General features: G+C 48.2%; 15 protein-coding genes and 2 riboswitches. Of the genes, 8 read left to right on the top strand and 7 right to left on the bottom strand.

Annotated elements, in window-relative coordinates; all coding sequences use genetic code 11:
• Positions 1-415: 415 nt before the first annotated feature.
• Complete coding sequence (gene speE / locus AC58P7_RS17415; RefSeq protein WP_497268188.1) at positions 416-1,243, bottom strand: polyamine aminopropyltransferase; 828 nt, start codon at positions 1,241-1,243, stop codon at positions 416-418.
• Positions 1,244-1,622: 379 nt separating this feature from the next.
• Between speE and AC58P7_RS17410 the strand changes: the two genes are divergently transcribed.
• The gene (locus AC58P7_RS17410; protein ID WP_497344985.1) at positions 1,623-3,737 is read left to right on the top strand and encodes a transglycosylase domain-containing protein; all 2,115 of its coding nucleotides are present in this window, start codon (positions 1,623-1,625) and stop codon (positions 3,735-3,737) included.
• 172 nt (positions 3,738-3,909) lie between these two features.
• Here AC58P7_RS17410 and AC58P7_RS17405 read toward each other — a convergent pair whose 3' ends face one another.
• Positions 3,910-4,401: a YwhD family protein gene (locus tag AC58P7_RS17405; RefSeq protein ID WP_497344983.1), complete on the bottom strand. Its 492-nt coding sequence runs from the start codon at positions 4,399-4,401 to the stop codon at positions 3,910-3,912.
• A 369-nt stretch (positions 4,402-4,770) separates the two neighbouring features.
• Here AC58P7_RS17405 and AC58P7_RS17400 point away from each other — a divergent pair, with 369 nt between their 5' ends.
• The 5 genes from AC58P7_RS17400 (at position 4,771) to sugE (ending at position 9,459) form a co-directional block, all read left to right on the top strand.
• Positions 4,771-6,768, top strand: coding sequence for a M1 family metallopeptidase (locus AC58P7_RS17400; RefSeq protein ID WP_497345021.1), 1,998 nt, complete (start codon positions 4,771-4,773; stop codon positions 6,766-6,768).
• Positions 6,769-6,852: 84 nt separating this feature from the next.
• Entirely contained in the window at positions 6,853-7,671 is an 819-nt protein-coding gene (locus AC58P7_RS17395; protein WP_497344981.1) for a hypothetical protein, read from the top strand.
• Positions 7,672-7,839: 168 nt separating this feature from the next.
• Positions 7,840-7,978, top strand: a riboswitch (cyclic di-AMP (ydaO/yuaA leader).
• Positions 7,979-7,981: 3 nt separating this feature from the next.
• A complete protein-coding gene (locus AC58P7_RS17390; RefSeq protein WP_497344979.1) occupies positions 7,982-8,452 on the top strand; it encodes a C40 family peptidase in 471 nt (156 codons plus the stop codon).
• A gap of 185 nt (positions 8,453-8,637) precedes the next feature.
• The gene (locus AC58P7_RS17385) at positions 8,638-8,799 is read left to right on the top strand and encodes a hypothetical protein (RefSeq protein ID WP_497344977.1); all 162 of its coding nucleotides are present in this window, start codon (positions 8,638-8,640) and stop codon (positions 8,797-8,799) included.
• Positions 8,800-8,948: 149 nt separating this feature from the next.
• Positions 8,949-9,051: riboswitch (guanidine-I (ykkC/yxkD leader) on the top strand.
• A gap of 87 nt (positions 9,052-9,138) precedes the next feature.
• Positions 9,139-9,459, top strand: a complete 321-nt coding sequence (sugE, locus tag AC58P7_RS17380; protein WP_497344975.1) for a quaternary ammonium compound efflux SMR transporter SugE — start codon at positions 9,139-9,141, stop codon at positions 9,457-9,459.
• Positions 9,460-9,478: 19 nt separating this feature from the next.
• Here the strand turns inward: sugE and AC58P7_RS17375 are convergent, their stop codons facing one another.
• From AC58P7_RS17375 to AC58P7_RS17360, 4 genes are all read right to left on the bottom strand, one after another.
• Positions 9,479-10,372 (bottom strand): methyltransferase domain-containing protein, encoded by an 894-nt coding sequence (locus AC58P7_RS17375; RefSeq protein ID WP_497344973.1) that lies wholly within the window; start codon positions 10,370-10,372, stop codon positions 9,479-9,481.
• Between the two features lie 270 nt (positions 10,373-10,642).
• Complete coding sequence (locus AC58P7_RS17370) at positions 10,643-11,599, bottom strand: ABC transporter permease subunit (protein ID WP_497344971.1); 957 nt, start codon at positions 11,597-11,599, stop codon at positions 10,643-10,645.
• A complete protein-coding gene (locus AC58P7_RS17365; protein ID WP_497344969.1) occupies positions 11,596-12,672 on the bottom strand; it encodes an ABC transporter permease subunit in 1,077 nt (358 codons plus the stop codon). The genes AC58P7_RS17370 and AC58P7_RS17365 overlap by 4 nt, the downstream gene beginning before the upstream one ends.
• Positions 12,673-12,827: 155 nt before the next feature.
• Positions 12,828-14,543 (bottom strand): ABC transporter ATP-binding protein, encoded by a 1,716-nt coding sequence (locus AC58P7_RS17360; protein ID WP_497344967.1) that lies wholly within the window; start codon positions 14,541-14,543, stop codon positions 12,828-12,830.
• A 144-nt stretch (positions 14,544-14,687) separates the two neighbouring features.
• On the opposite strand from AC58P7_RS17360, the gene AC58P7_RS17355 reads away from it, so the two are divergent.
• Positions 14,688-15,455, top strand: coding sequence for a lipase family protein (locus AC58P7_RS17355; RefSeq protein ID WP_497344965.1), 768 nt, complete (start codon positions 14,688-14,690; stop codon positions 15,453-15,455).
• Between the two features lie 48 nt (positions 15,456-15,503).
• On the opposite strand, the gene cysK is transcribed toward AC58P7_RS17355, so the two are convergent.
• Positions 15,504-16,442 carry a cysteine synthase A gene (gene cysK, locus AC58P7_RS17350; RefSeq protein WP_497344963.1) on the bottom strand — a complete coding sequence of 313 codons (939 nt, stop codon included), beginning with the start codon at positions 16,440-16,442 and terminating at the stop codon, positions 15,504-15,506.
• A 431-nt stretch (positions 16,443-16,873) separates the two neighbouring features.
• Between cysK and AC58P7_RS17345 the strand changes: the two genes are divergently transcribed.
• On the top strand, positions 16,874-17,632 hold the full coding sequence (locus AC58P7_RS17345; protein WP_497344961.1) for an exodeoxyribonuclease III: 759 nt from the start codon (positions 16,874-16,876) through the stop codon (positions 17,630-17,632).
• Positions 17,633-17,689 lie beyond the last annotated feature (57 nt).

The raw sequence follows: 17,689 nt of genomic DNA, 5'->3' as shown, positions 1-17,689 counted from the left end.
TCGCTTGCGCTTGGTGCTGTTCATTTCCTGTCCTTATGTTTACAGTATAGCGAGTGCTACTGACAACAGTATGGCAGTGATTGAAATCTGTTTTTGAAAAGTAGTCGCTAAGAGCGCTTAGTTGGGTTGGGGTTGCGCCGTAGTATCAAGAGGAACGTCAGTGCGCTATTAGGCTCAAAAGCTGCTGAATGCGGGATCAAGGGGAACGTGGATACCCTATTATCTCTATAAAGTGGCTAAATCTGAGCAAATTCGCTGAAATAGCGCACTGACGTTCGCCTCAGGTCCGAAAATGGCAAAAATAGCTCGAATAGCGCATCCTCGTTCCCTCCCGGGGGAGAGGAAGTCTCAGACGCAAAAGAGGAAGCCGACGGATCGGCCTCCTCTTCTATGCGGATCTGCGATAGCGATCCTTTTATTTAATCAAATCTTCTACGAACCTAGGCAACACGAACGCTGCTTTGTGCAAGCGAGGTGTGTAGTATTTCGTAGGGAATTCAGGAATTGCTGATTCTTCCACTTGTAGTGGATCGTGCTTTTTGCTGCCCATTGTGAACGTCCAAAGACCACTTGGGTATGTCGGAATGTTTGCGCTGTATACACGAACGATCGGGAAGATTTCTTTCACGTCGCGATTTACCGTTTGGATCAAATCCGCTTTGAACCATGGGTTATCGGTTTGGGCAACGAAGATCCCGTCTTCTTTCAACGCATCGAAGATGCCTTGGTAGAAGCCTTTAGAGAACAGTTCCACCGCTGGGCCTACCGGCTCTGTGGAATCGACCATGATGACATCATACGTATTTTTGTGATCATGAATGTGCATGTAGCCATCGTTAACGATAACTTCAACGCGCGGGTTGTCCAATTCGCCAGCAATGGTAGGCAGGTACTTCTTGGAGTACTCGATGACTTTGCCGTCGATATCAACAAGAACAGCCTTCTTCACTTTCGGGTGTTTCATGATTTCACGAATCACGCCGCCATCGCCGCCGCCTACAACAAGCACGTATTCTGGGTTCGGGTGAGTAACGAGCGCTGGGTGAGCAACCATTTCATGATAAACGAACTCGTCTTTCACCGTTGTCATAACCATGCCGTCTAGTGTAAGCATGGTGCCCCACTCTTCGGTTTCGATCATGGATAGATCTTGGAAATCCGTTTGCTCTCTAACGTAAGTTTCAGTGACTTTCGCTGTGATGCCGAAGCTATCGGTTTGTTTCTCTGTGTACCATAATTCCATGTGTAACCCTTCTTTCGCTTCTCTATTTGGATGAATAATTCCTGACATTCGTTATCTCTAACAGTGTTCCACCAGCCCAAAAAGTCATACGAGTTCGGGTTGTAATTTCCAGCCCCTTCATACCACAATAAACGACTACACTGTCCTTCAAGGACTTATCAGAGTGTTTATCTAGACATATAGCCGATTTATCGAGTGGAACATATACATTCTATATTTGCACAAATTGTATTATAGTTGATTACCCCCAAAATGCAATATTTTCCTCAGTTTTTTGCCCATTTAACAAAAAATATTTACAATTCATTGAATACGGACTGCTATGCTTTTCCATACTGGATAGTAGCGCCTTTGGGCACGGAGAAGGGAGGTATGGTGCATGTCTGAGAATGAGAGTACAAATGAGAAGCCCCGCCAACAAACATCAGAAACACAGTCATCTAGACGGAAAGGTGAGGTTCCAGCTTCAATGCGGTGGATGAGACGAATTAAGAAGACATTTTCTTTCTTCGTCACCCTCAGCCTGCTGCTGCTCATTGGGACAGCCGTCTTTCTGGTTTATTTGCGTTCCCAAACACTCCCCGTTACCAAAACGATGCAAACCTCCCAAATGTACGATGTACATGGCGAGGTAATCGACACCTTCTATTCTGGTCAGAATCGGCAGGTCGTTCCCTTGAACGAAATTTCGCCTTACTTAATACATGCAACACTTGCTGTGGAGGACCAGCATTTCTACGATCATTTCGGTGTCGATGTCAAAGCGGTCGCGCGCGCGGCCATTGTGAATGTCCAAGCAATGGCGAAGGTACAGGGAGCAGGCACGATCACTCAGCAGTTAGCTCGGAATTTATACTTAAATCATGATCGCACCTGGACACGCAAAATCAAAGAAACGGTATATGCCGTTCAAATGGAAATGCAGCTGAGTAAAGATGATATTCTCGCCGATTATTTAAATCAAATTTATTATGGGCACTCCACCTATGGCATTGAAACGGCGTCAGAGCTTTTCTTCGGCAAGCATGCCAGTGAGTTAACCTTAGCAGAAAGCGCCATGATTGCCGGGGTACCGAAAGGACCTCGTTACTATTCTCCTTATTATGATCTGCAAAATGCGATGGATCGGCAAAAGGTCGTTCTCCAGACGATGGTAAACAGCGGCTTCATTACTCAAAGCGCCGCTGACGCCGCGGCCAAGGAGAAGCTGACGATTCAGCCGTTAACGAAAAAGAAGCCTTCCGCAGCTCCTTATTTCCGCGATTATGTACGTAACCTTGCGACGGAAAAGCTCGGCATTTCGGAAGAGCAGTTCGACGAAGGCGGTATTCGCATTTTCACCACGTTGGATAAGAATGCACAGCAAATTGCGGAAAATGTCATTACGAAGCAGCTCGAAGGCAAGCCTGATCTGCAGGCTGCGCTGGTGGCGATTGACCCTCGTACAGGCGAGATCAAGGCGATGGTCGGCGGACGTGACTACACGGAGAATCAATTTAACCGTGCGCTTTCGAATACGAGACAGCCCGGGTCCTCTTTTAAACCTTTCGTCTATATGGTCGCTTTGCAGAATGGCTTTACCCCAGTCACGATGGTCAAAAGTGAACCAACCGTATTCACGTACGATGATGGGCGGCAGCAATATACACCAAGAAATTTTAATGACCTGTATACGAATGCGAATATTGATATGCGCCAGGCGATTTCGAAATCGGATAACATCTACGCGGTGCACACGATACTCGAAGTGGGGCCGCAGAAGGTCATCGACTTCGCTCGTAAGCTGGGCGTAGCTTCACCGATGAAGCCGCTGCCTTCCCTAGCACTGGGTTCCTTTCCTGTGAGTCCGCTGGAGATGGCTTCGGCCTTTGCCTCCATTGCAGATCAAGGCGTCCATCGAGAACCTACCGCCATTTTACGAATTGAAGATGCGAATGGCAGTATTTTATATGAAGCAAAACCGACGGAGGAGCAAGTGATTCCACCGGCGGTCGCCTATGTGATGACCAATTTAATGGAGAGCGTGTTCGAGGAAGGCGGAACAGGTAACCGTGTCGCCAGTACCATCAAACGGCCGATTGCTGGCAAAACAGGCACGACCGATACGGACGCTTGGCTCGTTGGCTTCACACCGGAGCTATCCACCGCAGTCTGGGTTGGCTATGACAAGAGCCGCGATATTACAACGGTCGAGTCGCATTTGGCCTCCCCGATCTTCGCGGATTTCACGGAACAGACCTTGGATGCGATTCCGCCGAAGTTGTTCCCGATCCCAGAGGGGGTATCGACCGTTTACATTGATCCTGTGAGCGGCAAATTGTCCAATGAGGACTGCCCGAACGCCAAGATGGAGGCTTTCCTCTCTGGCACGGAGCCTACCACGTATTGTACAGGCAAGCCAGCTAATCCAGATGCGAGCAACGGTCAAAAAGCCGGCTCCAAAGGAGATAACGGCTCCTGGTGGAACGACCTTAAACGCTGGTGGAACGACTAATTTACCGTTACAAGAAAACACAAAAAGGCAGTACTAAGCGCGTCTTAGTCCTGCCTTTTTGCTGTCCTAGTATATGAGGTAACATACACTAGGGTCTAGTATACCCGCTTCGACATTATGTAACAATGGATGACACATAATGTTCATATTCTCCATATTTGCACAAGAAAGCTTAGGAGAGTGCGTCCTTGAGGCTTTGATCTGAGCGATTCCACCAGTCTTCGTTGTGCGCAATCAAACAGTTTCGAAGGGCTGCTCGTTCACTGTCAGACAACCCATCTAGGATAAATTTGCGCTTCATCGCACCATCCATTTTGTTCACGTGCTCAGCAAGAATCTTCCATCCACGGCGTGCTTCGGTATCGATTAACATTTCGCATGCAGACATCCCTGCATAGTAGGCGCCCTCTTCTGTTCGATCAACCGCCACCCACACAATCCACGCTTTACGGCCATTCGGGACATCCTCTTTGTTCGTGGAGAATTTGATCCCTTTCTCGATCTTACTCTTGGCATGCAGTGTTCCTTCATCCAGATACGCTTCATCCCCGTCAATAATGATCCCCGAGACGTTACTAAGATCAATAGCTCCTGCACCGAAGCCTTTGTGATTCACTTTCGAGCTTACTATATTTAAGGCCAGCTTCTTCTTATCCGCTTCCATAAGGGCACCTTCCACTCTACATTAGGTTAAAATGACGACTTGCTTTCATTGTAGCGAAAGTCTTCCAGTAGAACAAGGGGCGGCAGGCTTCCATGCCTATTTCTCTCCACATTAGAAAGTATAAGTTTTCGGTTCCCGAAAACGTCTTTCTACTTGGCGATAACACTTACCCTTCCGGGGTCCCCGCAAAGTAATTGGACTTTACTTCGAAGGTTAGCGTCACTTTGTGGAGTAGGGTAGCGGTCGCTCATCCTTGAATTGCTTCGATAGAGGTTTTCTCACATTTCTTTCCCCTTGCAGAAATATTCCCTAGGTTGTCTACATATACATGCTGTAGATGCTTGTTTAGGCGGGGTGAATCTCATGGATATGAATGCTCTATTCAATAGCCGCAAGGTACAATGGTTTGCTGTCATGCTCCTTGCTGCCGGCGCAGTGTTACTTACGAACACCTTGCTCCCCTCCGCACCAAGGGGGACTATTCCTGTCGTTTCTAAAGAGGTACCTTCTGCTCAAACACCGGACATGCAGCCTGCAGATAACGGCAAACCGCCGTTAGAAACCTCAACACCACTTAGCTATCGCATTGCCGAATATCACATGAACGTTGCCTACACACCAGAAACGCAGCAGCTCCTAGGGCAACAAACGCTCACGTGGGAAAATCCAGGATCTGTTCCTGTGCAAGAAATTTATCTTCACCTGTATCCGAACGCCTTCGCTTCAAAGAAAACGACGTTTATGCGCGAATCCGGCGGGAAGCTGCGAGAGGATGAAGCGAAAGCTGATAGCAGCGGCAGTATGGAGCTGTTATCCGTGAAATCGGATAGTGGCGACGATCTCACTAAACGGATGTCGTTCGTGCAGCCGGATGACGGAAACAAGGACGACCATACGTTGCTCAAAATTCCACTGCCTAAGCCCGTGGGATCTGGAGAACGCGTGACCATTAGTACCGAATTTCTTGTTAAGCTGCCTGCAGCTTTTGCCAGAATGGGGTATGTGGATGACTTCGTTATGGCAGGGCAATGGTTTCCAAAGGTAGCCGCTTATGAACGCAAGGGCACAAGAGGGCGGACTGAGCCTGGTTGGGATCTTCATCAATATCATGGAAACTCCGAGTTCTATGCTGATTTCGGGATGTATGATGTAAAAATTCAAGTGCCTGCAAATTATATTGTGGCGGCCACAGGCTTTCCTGTGAAGCCTGCTGTGACGGAAAATGGTACGAAGACGTACCAATTTTATGCCGAGGATGTCCATGATTTCGCTTGGTCGGCGTCACCTCATTTCGTTTATGTGGAAGAGCCCTTCTCTACACCACAAATTCCTGGGGTCAAAATCAAACTGTACCTCGATCCCAATCATCAGGATTTGAAAGATCGCTACATGTATGCCGCCAAAAAAGCGCTATCGCGCTACAGCCAATGGTACGGAACGTATCCGTACTCTACACTTTCTATCGTAGTACCACCACCTGGCGGGAATGGGGCCGGCGGCATGGAATATCCGACCTTAGTCACCGCTTGGGGAGCAAGCGACAAAGATCCGGACCTAGAACTAGAACGAGTAGTCGTCCATGAAATTGGCCACCAATTCTTCTACGGACTCGTTGCCAGCAATGAATTCGAGGAAGCATGGCTCGATGAAGGCTTCACCTCCTATGCGGAGGATAAAGTCATGGAAGCCGAATACGGTGACGCACCAAATTTACCTGTTGAATCTAGTTATATCACATCACCAAATGGACTTCAGAAAGATGCATGGGACTACACAGGACATGATCAATATGCAGAAAATGTGTACACGCGTGGCAAGCTTGTGTTGAAAGCCATTGAGCAACAAGTAGGTACCAAGGTGATGGACCGTATCATGAAGACGTATTTCGGGCGGTGGCAATTCAAGCATCCGTCTACGAAGGATTTCCAACAGGTTGTGGAGGATGTCAGCAAAACGAAGTGGGATGATTTCTTTAATCAGTATGTGTATGGCAATATGATGATGGATTATTCTGTTGAGAGTATACAGGTCAAGCCTCAAGGCAGTAAGGGTGCTCAGACTTACGAAAGCACTGTGCGCATCGTTAAGCATGGCGGCAACTCACCCGAAGTGCCAATTCTGTTCCACTTTGCAGACGGCACAACGCTGGATAAAACGTGGGATGGCAAGGAAGGCAGCATCGAGTTCAAATTAACGAATGCGTCTCCAGTTGATTGGGTGCGAATCGATCCGAAATACACGCTCATCCTCGAAAATAAGCACATCAACAACTTTTATCAAACGCAATTAAACACAAAATGGCAAATTCGGTGGAATCTCGGCATGATTCAGCTCCTGCAAGCTATATTCGGCTCAGTCGCCTGGTAAGGACTTGGCTTACGTCTTATGACAAACTCTGAGCGTATGCTTACGAAGCCAGTTTTCTAAAGAAAACTTTAAGGAGGGACCTCGTTGGCCACCTATATCAAATCCGGTTTCAGGGCAGCTATGGCGCAACCTTTTGCCACGATTATTTTATTCCTGTATCAGATGGGCTGGGGTATTCTCCTGTATAAGCTTGTGCAGGGAATACTCGTCCCCCTCATGCATCGTTTCCCTGGCGCTGATCAACCCAAGCAAGCTTTGCAGGTCTTCCTAGCTGAAGGCCAGTTTCAATTAATCAAAACAGATCTCAGCTATTCATATCTCTGGTGGTTCGCTGCACTCCTCTGTGCTCGTATGCTGCTAACCCCTCTCTTGAATGGCGGCGTCTTCTACTCACTTACGCACTCGCACCAGAACGCTGGTTATCGCTTTTTTCGCGGGATGAAGCAGCTTATGCTTCCCTTCCTACTTGTTTATATCATCCGGATCGCGTTTACCCTGCTTCCACTGATCTGGATTTTCCCAAAGGCCAAATACATTCTAGGGCACAACTCCTCTTATGAACAGGTTCTCCTCGAACTTATGCCTTGGATACTTAGCTTACTGGTCTACGGCTTTCTCTTGCAGCTCTTGTTTATGTATGTACAATTCGCCATCGCAGCCAAGCTAGGCATCACGTCGACGCTTATCTCTTTCTTTCGCTATGCGATGCCGATTGTCGGACTTGCCATCACCCTCTTACTTTTCACAGGACTATTGGCAGGGGTCACCGTCACAGCCACCTACCTGTGGGCAGGTCTGGTAGCGCTAATCATTTATCAGTTGTACCCACTCTTCCATATTTTCTTTCAAATTTGGGGCATTTCCTCTCAATATCAGCTTCTTTTAGCCAAAATATCCAATTAATATCCAGCAAAACAGCGAATAGGCAGGCATTCCCCCCTTCTCCATGAGAAAGGGGCTTTTTTTTGTCTATTTTCCGAACAATTCAGCATATTCTTAGCCTATTTTTCATGCAGAAAAGAGGAATTTCATTATTTATGACGAATTACAGGGACTAGCATCAAAAAAACCAAATATTTCATGCCGAATTCCTCAGTTTATGGGGAAACGGGGGAACCACTCCGGGTGAATTGATCTTGCAAGACAGGGATCATAGGGAACCTTCAACCGAACCCTCCAGCTAACCTCGTAGGCACCGGAAGGAGACAAGCAGTTGAAGAAGATTGTTGCTCTTGTATTTAGTCTTGTTTTGTTTTTGAGTATGAGTGTAGGAAGCGTTTTCGCTGCGTCCGATATGGACAACAAGGTAGACGAGCTCCTAGGAACTCCCTACAAATGGGCAGGAACCACAACCAATGGATTTGATTGCTCTGGTTTCACGTCCTACTTGTTCGGTGAGTTCGGCATCGACATTCCGCACAGCTCCAAATCACAAAACAAAGAAGGCTACTGGATTGACAAAAGTGAACTTCGTAAGGGCGATCTTGTATTTTTCAACACAGATGGCAGCGGCATCTCGCATGTAGGGATGTACCTCGGTGATGGTGAATTCGTTCACTCCGCTACCAATCAAGGTGTTGTTAAGAATAAGTTGAGCGAATCCTATTATGCGAAGCGGTATGTATCAGCCCGACGTGTTCTGTGGGATGATATCTACAATCAACTAACTGCTGAATCCAAGTAATATTCTCGGCACAGAATGAAGCCCTGCAAGCTCTGCTCGTAAGAGCGGCTTGCGGGGCTTCATTCATTTGAACGGGGATATCCGCGTATACTAAACGTACATCAATGGTCGCGCCTGGCTGACGAAGGATGAGGAGTTACTGGCTACGATGCAGCTGAATAGCAAGTCACCGATCGCCGCTGGTGGTGTCGAGGTACAGGGATACTTCGTGCATTGCAGCCGAGCACTCAATCTGTCTGTCGAACATTTGGGAACCAGGCACTTGGGTACCCGAGCAGGAGCAGCCGGATGGCATGGATATGTTCCGGGCGCATGTGGCGCTGAATGGGATTGCGCTGGAGGATTGAGAAGTTGTTACATAGCAATCGGATGAAGATCGGATTACAGAGATATAATCGAGAGCAGAGCGAACAGCAGGGATGCATCCAAACGAAGTAAGAACAGACAGCCATTATGTGTAACTTGACATCAGATGTGAGCCATCCTATAATTACGGCATGTCGTTTTCTAGGGTTCCGAGGCGTGTATGCGCCGGCTGGTCCGAGGGAAAACACACAGCGAATACGCTGTGGTCACGGAGGGAGAAAAGCCCGGGAGTCTAACGCAGTAATGCGAGACTCTCGGGCTTTTCTTTGTTTTTTGTGGCACTAACGACATAGATCGCAGGCATGAAGGAGTGAGAACCCATGGCATGGTTATTCCTAGTCATTGCAGGTGTTTTTGAGGTGGTGTGGGCCATCTCCTTGAAATTTTCCAACGGATTTACACGGCTTGTCCCCACTGTCGTCACGATTTTTGGGATGATCGTAAGTTTTTATTTCTTAGCTTCGGCTACGAAAACGTTGCCGATCGGAACAGCCTACGCGGCATGGACAGGAATCGGCGCCGTCGGCGCGATTATCATTGGCACTCTTTTTCTTGATGAACCGATTAGTTTAGTTCGTATCTTGTTTATGGTTTTGATCTTGGTCGGTGTGCTCGGGCTGAAATTTACATCGGGGCACTAAGGTGGATTTGGACATCCGGCTATTTTACTGTATAGCTCACGTACCAGAAGCTCCCCCCCACGAAGATGCGCAAATGCTGGGATAACGGCCGAAAGATGTCATTCAGCTCTTCGTAGGTAAAATAGTTCTTGAGAATTTCGTGCTTGGAGCCGTCGGCTAGTTCACGTCTTTTGTAAGTATCTTCGCTATCCGCATGGCTGATCAACTCTCCGCCTCTTCCCGGAACATAGACGTTATCCGCGATAAAAACCTGCGCACCGCTGCCCAATCGCTTATGGAAGCCTTGTAAAAAGTTGTCGATCCGATTGTGCGGAATGTGCGAGAACCAGAAATTCGCCAGCCCGTAATCAAACTCCCCTTGGATCTCGGATAGCTCATACGCATCCCCTTCGATAAAGGTAGCATTCCCCTTCGACCATCGCTTCGACTCCGCGATTCGCAGCACTTCTGGGCGTATGTCTACCCCAACAAGTTGCGACGCGGTTTCCGCAGCAATTTGTGTCCAATAGCCAGTGCCACAAGCGATTTCCAGCACTCGGCGGCCCTCCACCTGCTTCTTAATGATATCGGACAGAAGTGCCAGCTCTTGCCCAAACTCCGCATCTTCGCGGTGATAAATCCGCTCATATTCCTCTGCTCGTGCACCGTAGTAGGCTTGCATGCTCTTCTTTTCCTCGTCCAGTAGCACCTGCTTCTCCTTCACTTCGTGGAGAATTCGGTGTCTAGCCGACAACAAATCGGCAAAAATCGCTCCGCCCTGCGCGGCGTAATTTGCTAGCAGCCCCTGCGTCGCCATGACGATCAGCTGTGTCATCGACAAGCCTGTGTCATCCGCCATTTGCTCCAGATCTGATTTCACTTTCTCCGGCAAATACACAGAGAGCCGTTTGGTTTTGTCCTGTTTGTCCTCCATGTTTAGGTCGCCTCCTTTTTTTCAATATTATAACACATAATATATACCATATTAACATTCATTATGAGTTTTATGATAAAACTAACTATCTGCCTGTCCTAACTACCCCCTCCTCTCCCGTCAACTCCATGGAAAAACTACATTTAATTTCTCGAAATATCACTTGAAAAGGAAAACAACTGGAAAATACTACATGATTTGCTGGTTCACATTCAGACAACGACAAAAAAAGCCGAGCCCCATCCTATTCCGGATGGACGCTCGACTCTGTTACATCAGCTGCCGTTCCTCGCCATAGCGGCGTTTGAGCTGATTCAAGAAAAATTGCAGGGAGAGGAACAGCGCTGCAAAGCTTGTACCCGCACTGAGAATAATCCACGGATGCAGACGAATGTAACGTGCTCCATAGGCGATCAGAGACAGCCATTCACCGGATGTGCTGATGGTGATCTGGAAGCCGGCTTCCTCGTCGCCAATCGTTTCCGTACCGCCGAGGACGATATTGAATACGGCCAGCTGCCCGAGCAGGAAGAGCACCTGCATGAACTCGCTTAAGAAAATGAACATCATTTCATTTCTCATCGAGGGGAAGATATGCTTAAGCGTCCGATGCCAGAACGAACCGCCCATGAGACGGGACGCTTCAATGAACATTTTGCCACTATAATAGCGTGTCCGATCTGCAATCTGATGAGCCAAAGGGAACATGCCGATCAGTGTAATTAAAATAATGAAGGTAATGCTGAACAAGAGTTTGTTGTGTGGGTCAGCTTTGGTCCCGAGATCGAGCCTAAGACCGTAGTACATCCCCGCCAGCGGTGGGTAGAGGAAAATAAATGCCGGCACAGCGGCAACCGCCCACTGTAAGGATCGGAGAAATCCTCGTCCCCTGCCCGTCATCCCGCTCCACAATCCCCAAGGCAACGCCACTGCAAAGCGAAGCAAGGTTAACGCGAGGGCAGTACCTAACGTGTATTTGAGCCCATTCAATAATAAACTGAGCATGTCGAAGCCCCGATGATCGGTCCCAAGTAAGAAGGTACTATTTGGCGCATAAGGCGGGATTTTGTATCTTGTTTTGCCGTCTTCTTGGTATTGGATCATATTGATTTTGTCCTCTGGCGAGATGCCATGCGGCTTCAACCAGGACCCGAACACCATCACAAGCAGGAATATGGCCAGAAAAGCGATGGATACATAAAAAGCGGCAGAATGACGTTTTCTCATGGTCTAGCCACCTCCTCCGCACGTACCACAAAACGTTTCCTTAACAGGGCATACAGGATATGAAAAGCCATCGCAACCAAACCAAGCACGACGCAGATTGCGGACATCGAGGTGATCCCCTGGTAAATTGGCAATATGATGAAGCCTCCTAAGCCACCAATCCCACAAATAGCCTCAGCGACCGCCATACTGGCTAATGCCAATGTTGTTGCTCTAGGTAAAATCGCTAGCACATCCTCCATGACATTACGCAGCACATGTGAAAAGAGTACCTCTCGCCGGGTTAACCCTTTGGCAAGTGCAGTTACGACATAATCCCGCCCAAGTTCCCGTGCTATCGCAACACGCAGTGTCCCATAAATCGTCACGGACGGAATCAAGGCAATCGTAAGGAAGGGAATGAGGAATGGCGTTCTGTCCCCCACTTGAACAATCAGCAGCACATAATGCCCAAGAAGCCTAGTGGCGTAAATTGCTCCCAATTGAATAAGAACAATCAGGAAAAAGTCCGGTAATCCGACAAGCAGCGCATGAATACCATCCAGTGCAAGGCCGATTCTCCTTGATATCGAAGCCCAGAGGGCAAATAGCATACTGAGTACGATCGCAAGCAACAAGCCAGGTATGAAATACGTGCAGGTTTTCATCAGCATGATAGGGATCGCTTGCGTCATCGCAACCTCCTTGCGTGTATAGGGATCGCGGTATTTACCAAAATCGCCGTGTAGGAATCCTTTCAGCTGATCTATGACGGTATAGCCATAATAACGCCAAGATATAATAGGCGCCTCCAGTGGAACAACTGATGATCGCAACACGCCTTTGATCGTCATCGCCGTTCCTTGATACTCCCAGAACTTGCCGTAGGGAACCTCTAATAGACCATTTTTCTCATTCAAAATCTTACTGCCTGGCAGCATTTCGCTTAGCTTCTGAATGCTAATACTCGAATTGACCGTCACTTTGATCTGATCCGGCTGAACGGCCAAGAACATCTGCCTGATATTGCTAAGCAAGAAAATACCGATCAATGTGATCGCACCTAGCAGTAGCCATCGTCCTATTGACTTCAATCCGTGCCACCTCATTTATTATTTACCTTAGGTAAAATAGTCGTCGTATTGTCATAGTTTAGCATGAAGGTTTTGGGCAGGACTAGTACATTTTACTAAAAAAAAGAAAAGCCTCCACCTCTCACAAGTAACCGTGAGGGGGAAGCTTCCTAACCTTAAGAGCTAAACTGCGCATGATACAGTCGGCTGTAAACACCGCGGGCAGCGATGAGCTCCTCGTGCGCACCTTGCTCAGTGATGCCTTCTTCCGTTACAACGACGATGCGGTCCGCGTTCTTGATTGTCGCAAGTCGATGAGCAATGACGAGCGTCGTGCGGCCCTTCGACAGCTCCGCCAAGGATTGCTGGATCGCCGCTTCGGTCTCGGTATCCAGCGCTGATGTCGCCTCATCTAGGATGAGTATAGGCGGATTCTTCAAGAACATGCGCGCGATCGCGAGGCGCTGCTTCTGCCCACCGGAGAGCTTGACACCGCGCTCTCCGATCACCGTATCCAGTCCCTTCGGCTGGGACTGGATATACCCCTGCAGCTGCGCGCGTCGCGCAGCATTCCAGATCTCCTCATCCGTCGCGCCTAGCTTGCCGTACGCGATGTTCTCCCGCATCGTGCCGGAGAACAGGAACACATCCTGCTGCACGATGCCGATTTGGCGGCGCAGCGATTCTAGCTCGATATTACGGATATCGAGTCCATCAATTGCGATGCTGCCTTCGCTCACATCATAGAAGCGAGGCAGCAGGGAGCAGATGGTCGTCTTCCCTGCCCCGGATGGACCGACGAAAGCGACCGTCTCACCCGCTCGTATGGACAAGGAAATGTTATTCAACACGCGGGCTTCGTCCCCATAACCGAAGGATACAGAGTTGAACTTAATTTGACCCTCGAGATGATCGACCTTGATCGCATTCGGGTGATTCGCAACCTCAGGCTCGGTGTCTATGACTTCCACATAGCGTTTGAATCCAGCGATTCCCTTCGGATAGCTTTCAATGACGTTATTGATTTTCTGAATCGGCCCAAGAAACACATTCGTTAATAGAACAAAGGCTATAAATTCGCCATAGGAAATTTGCTTATCGATAACAAACCATGTCCCGCAGATGAGTACGAATACGGTAACGGAACGCATTAAGATATAGCTTAAGGAAATGTTCCACGCCATGATTTTATAGGACGCCAGCTTCGTCAATCGAAATCGACCGTTATTCACCTCGAACAACTTCTTTTCATGTCTTTCATTCGCAAAAGCTTGTACCACACGAATACCGCCGATGTTATCTTCGACTCTTGCATTAATATCGGCGAGATCACCCATCATGCGACGGAAGGTTTTGGTCATTTTCTGATTAAAATACACCGCAATCCATAATAAAAACGGCACAATGACGAACGTTAGCAAAGCAAGCTTCACATTAATTTGCAGCATAAGCAGAAGTGCGCCAATGAGTGTCATCACGGCAATAAACAGATCCTCCGGACCATGATGGGCTACCTCACCAATTTCAAGTAAATCGTTGGCCATACGCGACATGAGCTGACCTGTCTTATTGTTGTCATAGAACCGGAAGCTCAGCTTCTGCAGATGGTTGAACATCTTTTTGCGCATATCCGTTTCTATATTAATCCCCAGCTTGTGCCCCCAATACGTGACGATAAAGTTCAACAGTGTATTCAGCGCATAGACGGCCAACAATCCTACGCAAGCCCAAATAATCCACGCCCAATTCCCAGCAGGAAGCAATTTATCGATAACCTGATTGACGGCCAGCGGGAACCCGAGCTCCAGCAACCCTGCCACCACCGCACAAGTAAAATCCAAAATAAATAAGTGCTTATAAGGGCGATAGTACGAGAAAAAGCGTTTTAGCATATGTCTTCTCCACCTTTCTGTGCCTATTATACCTGAAACCTCACACAAATAGGCAGTTGTCGGAGGACGGGCATCCAATATTTTCATATGAATAGGTATAACTTATCCTGGCTGTGGAGGCATGGAATCATGTTCAGCAACTCTATGGATACGCGAACTGCCATTCGCCTCGCGGCGATGTGCGGTCAGAGCTATACCCAACTGGAACAAGGGACGGAAGGCGTTATTTTGCCCGCTAACTATCGGATTGTTTCTTCCTTCACAGCAACCTCGTTCCTCAGCGGACGGGAGTTGTTCGGCTTTATTACGGAAACCGATAGTCAAATTACGATCGTGTTTAGAGGCACAACGACCACCTCGGATTGGATTTCCGATGCCATTGCGAGACAGACTAAGTACCCTTATGCCAAGGAAGGCGGTCTTGTTCACCAAGGGTTTCTCGATATTTATCAATCTGCTCGCAAACAGATCTTATCGGCCATGACGAAATTATCTGCACAAAAACAGCTCTACCTGACAGGGCATAGTCTCGGCGGATCGCTCGCCACCTTATGTGCTGCCGATTTGGCAACGAACACCAAGTATAAGGATCCGTCCGTGTATACTTTCGGTTCTCCACGGGTCGGTAATCCGACATTCGCCAATCAATATAATCGTAAAACGGGGCCCCACTATCGCGTGTATAATCGTAACGATATGGTTCCTTCACTGCCCCCTCTTGTATATAAATCGCCTCGTACGGGTGATCTCTATCACTATATTCATGTAAAAAAAGCCGTCGAACTCGTATTTCCGACAGGCTCGTTTGCAGGTAATCATGCCGTTAGCGGTTATTTCAACGAGTTGGCTAAGCTCGATCCGAAGTATGCGAAGCTCCTTTGCGCCAAGACACCGGGCTTCTGCCCGAACTGAAAGAGACTATGAGATGATCCCATAGTCTCCTGGATTTCTTACATTCACCTATTCGAGTTCCGAAAAAAGGGTCGACGACAAATAACGCTCACCGGTATCAGGTAGGATGACGACGATCGTCTTCCCTTTATTCTCAGGTCGTTTTGCTAACTGGACCGCTGCGTATGCTGCTGCTCCCGATGAAATACCGACGAGAAGCCCTTCGCTCTTGGCCAATTGGCGTGCCGTCTCCATCGCCTGTTCGTTACTTACCGTGATAATTTCATCCACGACAGCACGGTTGAAATTATCCGGCACAAAACCAGCGCCGATACCTTGAATCTGGTGCACGCCACGTGTGCCGCCTGAAAGTACAGGCGAATCTGTAGGTTCCACAGCAACAATTTGAACATCGGAATGTCGCTGCTTCAAAATCTCTCCGACACCAGTAATGGTTCCCCCTGAACCGACGCCTGCTACGAAAATATCAACCTTCCCACCCGTATCTCGCCATATTTCTTCCGCTGTTGTTGTGCGATGAATGTCGGGGTTGGCTGGATTGCTAAATTGCTGCGGGATATACGAGTTAGGCAATTCAGCAGCTAGTTCCTTTGCTTTCCGAATCGCCCCTTGCATGCCTTCGGCGGCTGGCGTGAGCACAAGCTCTGCGCCTAGCGCTCTGACAATTTTGCGGCGCTCCTCACTGAACGAATCCGGCAAAATGATGATCAACCGGTAGCCCAAGGCAGCAGCCGCAAAGGCAAGGCCGATGCCCGTATTTCCACTCGTCGGCTCAATGATGACGGTGTCTTGATTGATTTTCCCTTTGCGTTCCGCATCCTTCAGCATGGCGTAGCCAATGCGATCCTTCACGCTTCCCGCCGGGTTAAAATACTCCAGTTTCGCAACAATTCGTGCTTCTAGCTCTTGTCGTTTATTGAAATTCCAGAGCTCAAGCAGCGGTGTGTTGCCAATTAGTTCTGTTAAATTATTATATATGTTGGTCATTGGGGGACCCTCACTTTCACAGTTGATGTATTAAACCGATACGTTTAGTTGGATAAACAAAGTATAGCATGGGCTGCGAGCGATATTAAATCAATAATCTTGATGAACAGGTATGGTATTTTCTTATATTGGAGGATTTGCTATACTATGCTCAGAGACGAGGAACGTCCTTTTGCCAATTTGGCGAGAGGGCGTTTTTTCATTTTGTTGAGGAAATGGGGGGGGGGCTGGTATCCTTTGTTTCAGCATTTTGATCACTTACACCCTGGGACCGACATGTGAGAGGGAATGGATGGTTTAGAGTGGTTTTTGCTTGTATGCGCTGGCGATCCCAAATAAGATACCGCAATAGTGGAAGAACTATAGAGCGAACATGTGGTACACTGGTTTTTAGATTATAAAATCATAGCTGAGAGCTAGGAGAACCGACAATGAAACTCGTATCGTGGAATGTAAATGGCTTACGAGCCTGCGTGAATAAAGGGTTTACGGATTATTTTAAAGAGGTTGATGCTGACCTATTTTGCTTGCAGGAGACGAAATTGCAAGAGGGACAGATCGACCTCGACCTCGGCGAGGGTTATAAGCAATATTGGAACTACGCAGAGAAGAAAGGGTACTCTGGTACGGCTGTCTTTTCGAAAGTGGAGCCACTTTCTGTCCGTTACGGCATCGAAGAAGATTCTGAACCGGAAGGTCGCATCCTGACCTTGGAATTCGAGAACTTTTACCTTGTGACGGTGTACACACCGAATGCCAAACGTGATTTATCCAGATTACCCTATCGGTTAGAGTGGGAGGACCGGTTTCGTGACTATTTGATCGGATTAGATGCGGTCAAGCCTGTATTGGTATGCGGGGATTTGAACGTCGCCCATCATGAGATCGACTTGAAAAATGCCAAAGGCAATCACAACAACTCCGGATTCACCCTCGAGGAGCGTGGCAAGATGACCGACTTGCTGGCAGCAGGCTTCGTCGATACGTTCCGACACTTGTACCCCGAGCGAACGGATGTGTATTCTTGGTGGTCTAATATGCCAGGCGTTCGCGCTCGGAATGTGGGATGGCGGATTGACTATTTCCTCGCGTCAGAGCGCTTAGCACCTAAGATTATCGAGGCATCAATTGCGTGTGACATCCTGGGAAGCGATCATTGTCCGGTTGTCTTGGAGCTGGATTTGGCTTAGGAGACTAGCGCTATTGTATGATCCCCGCCTTAAGGAGAGGCACCCGCTCCGACTCCA

Source organism: Paenibacillus sp. J22FR5, from assembly GCF_059691975.1.
Note: the sequence above shows the minus strand (reverse complement) of the source record. Positions and strands in the feature narration are given on the sequence as shown.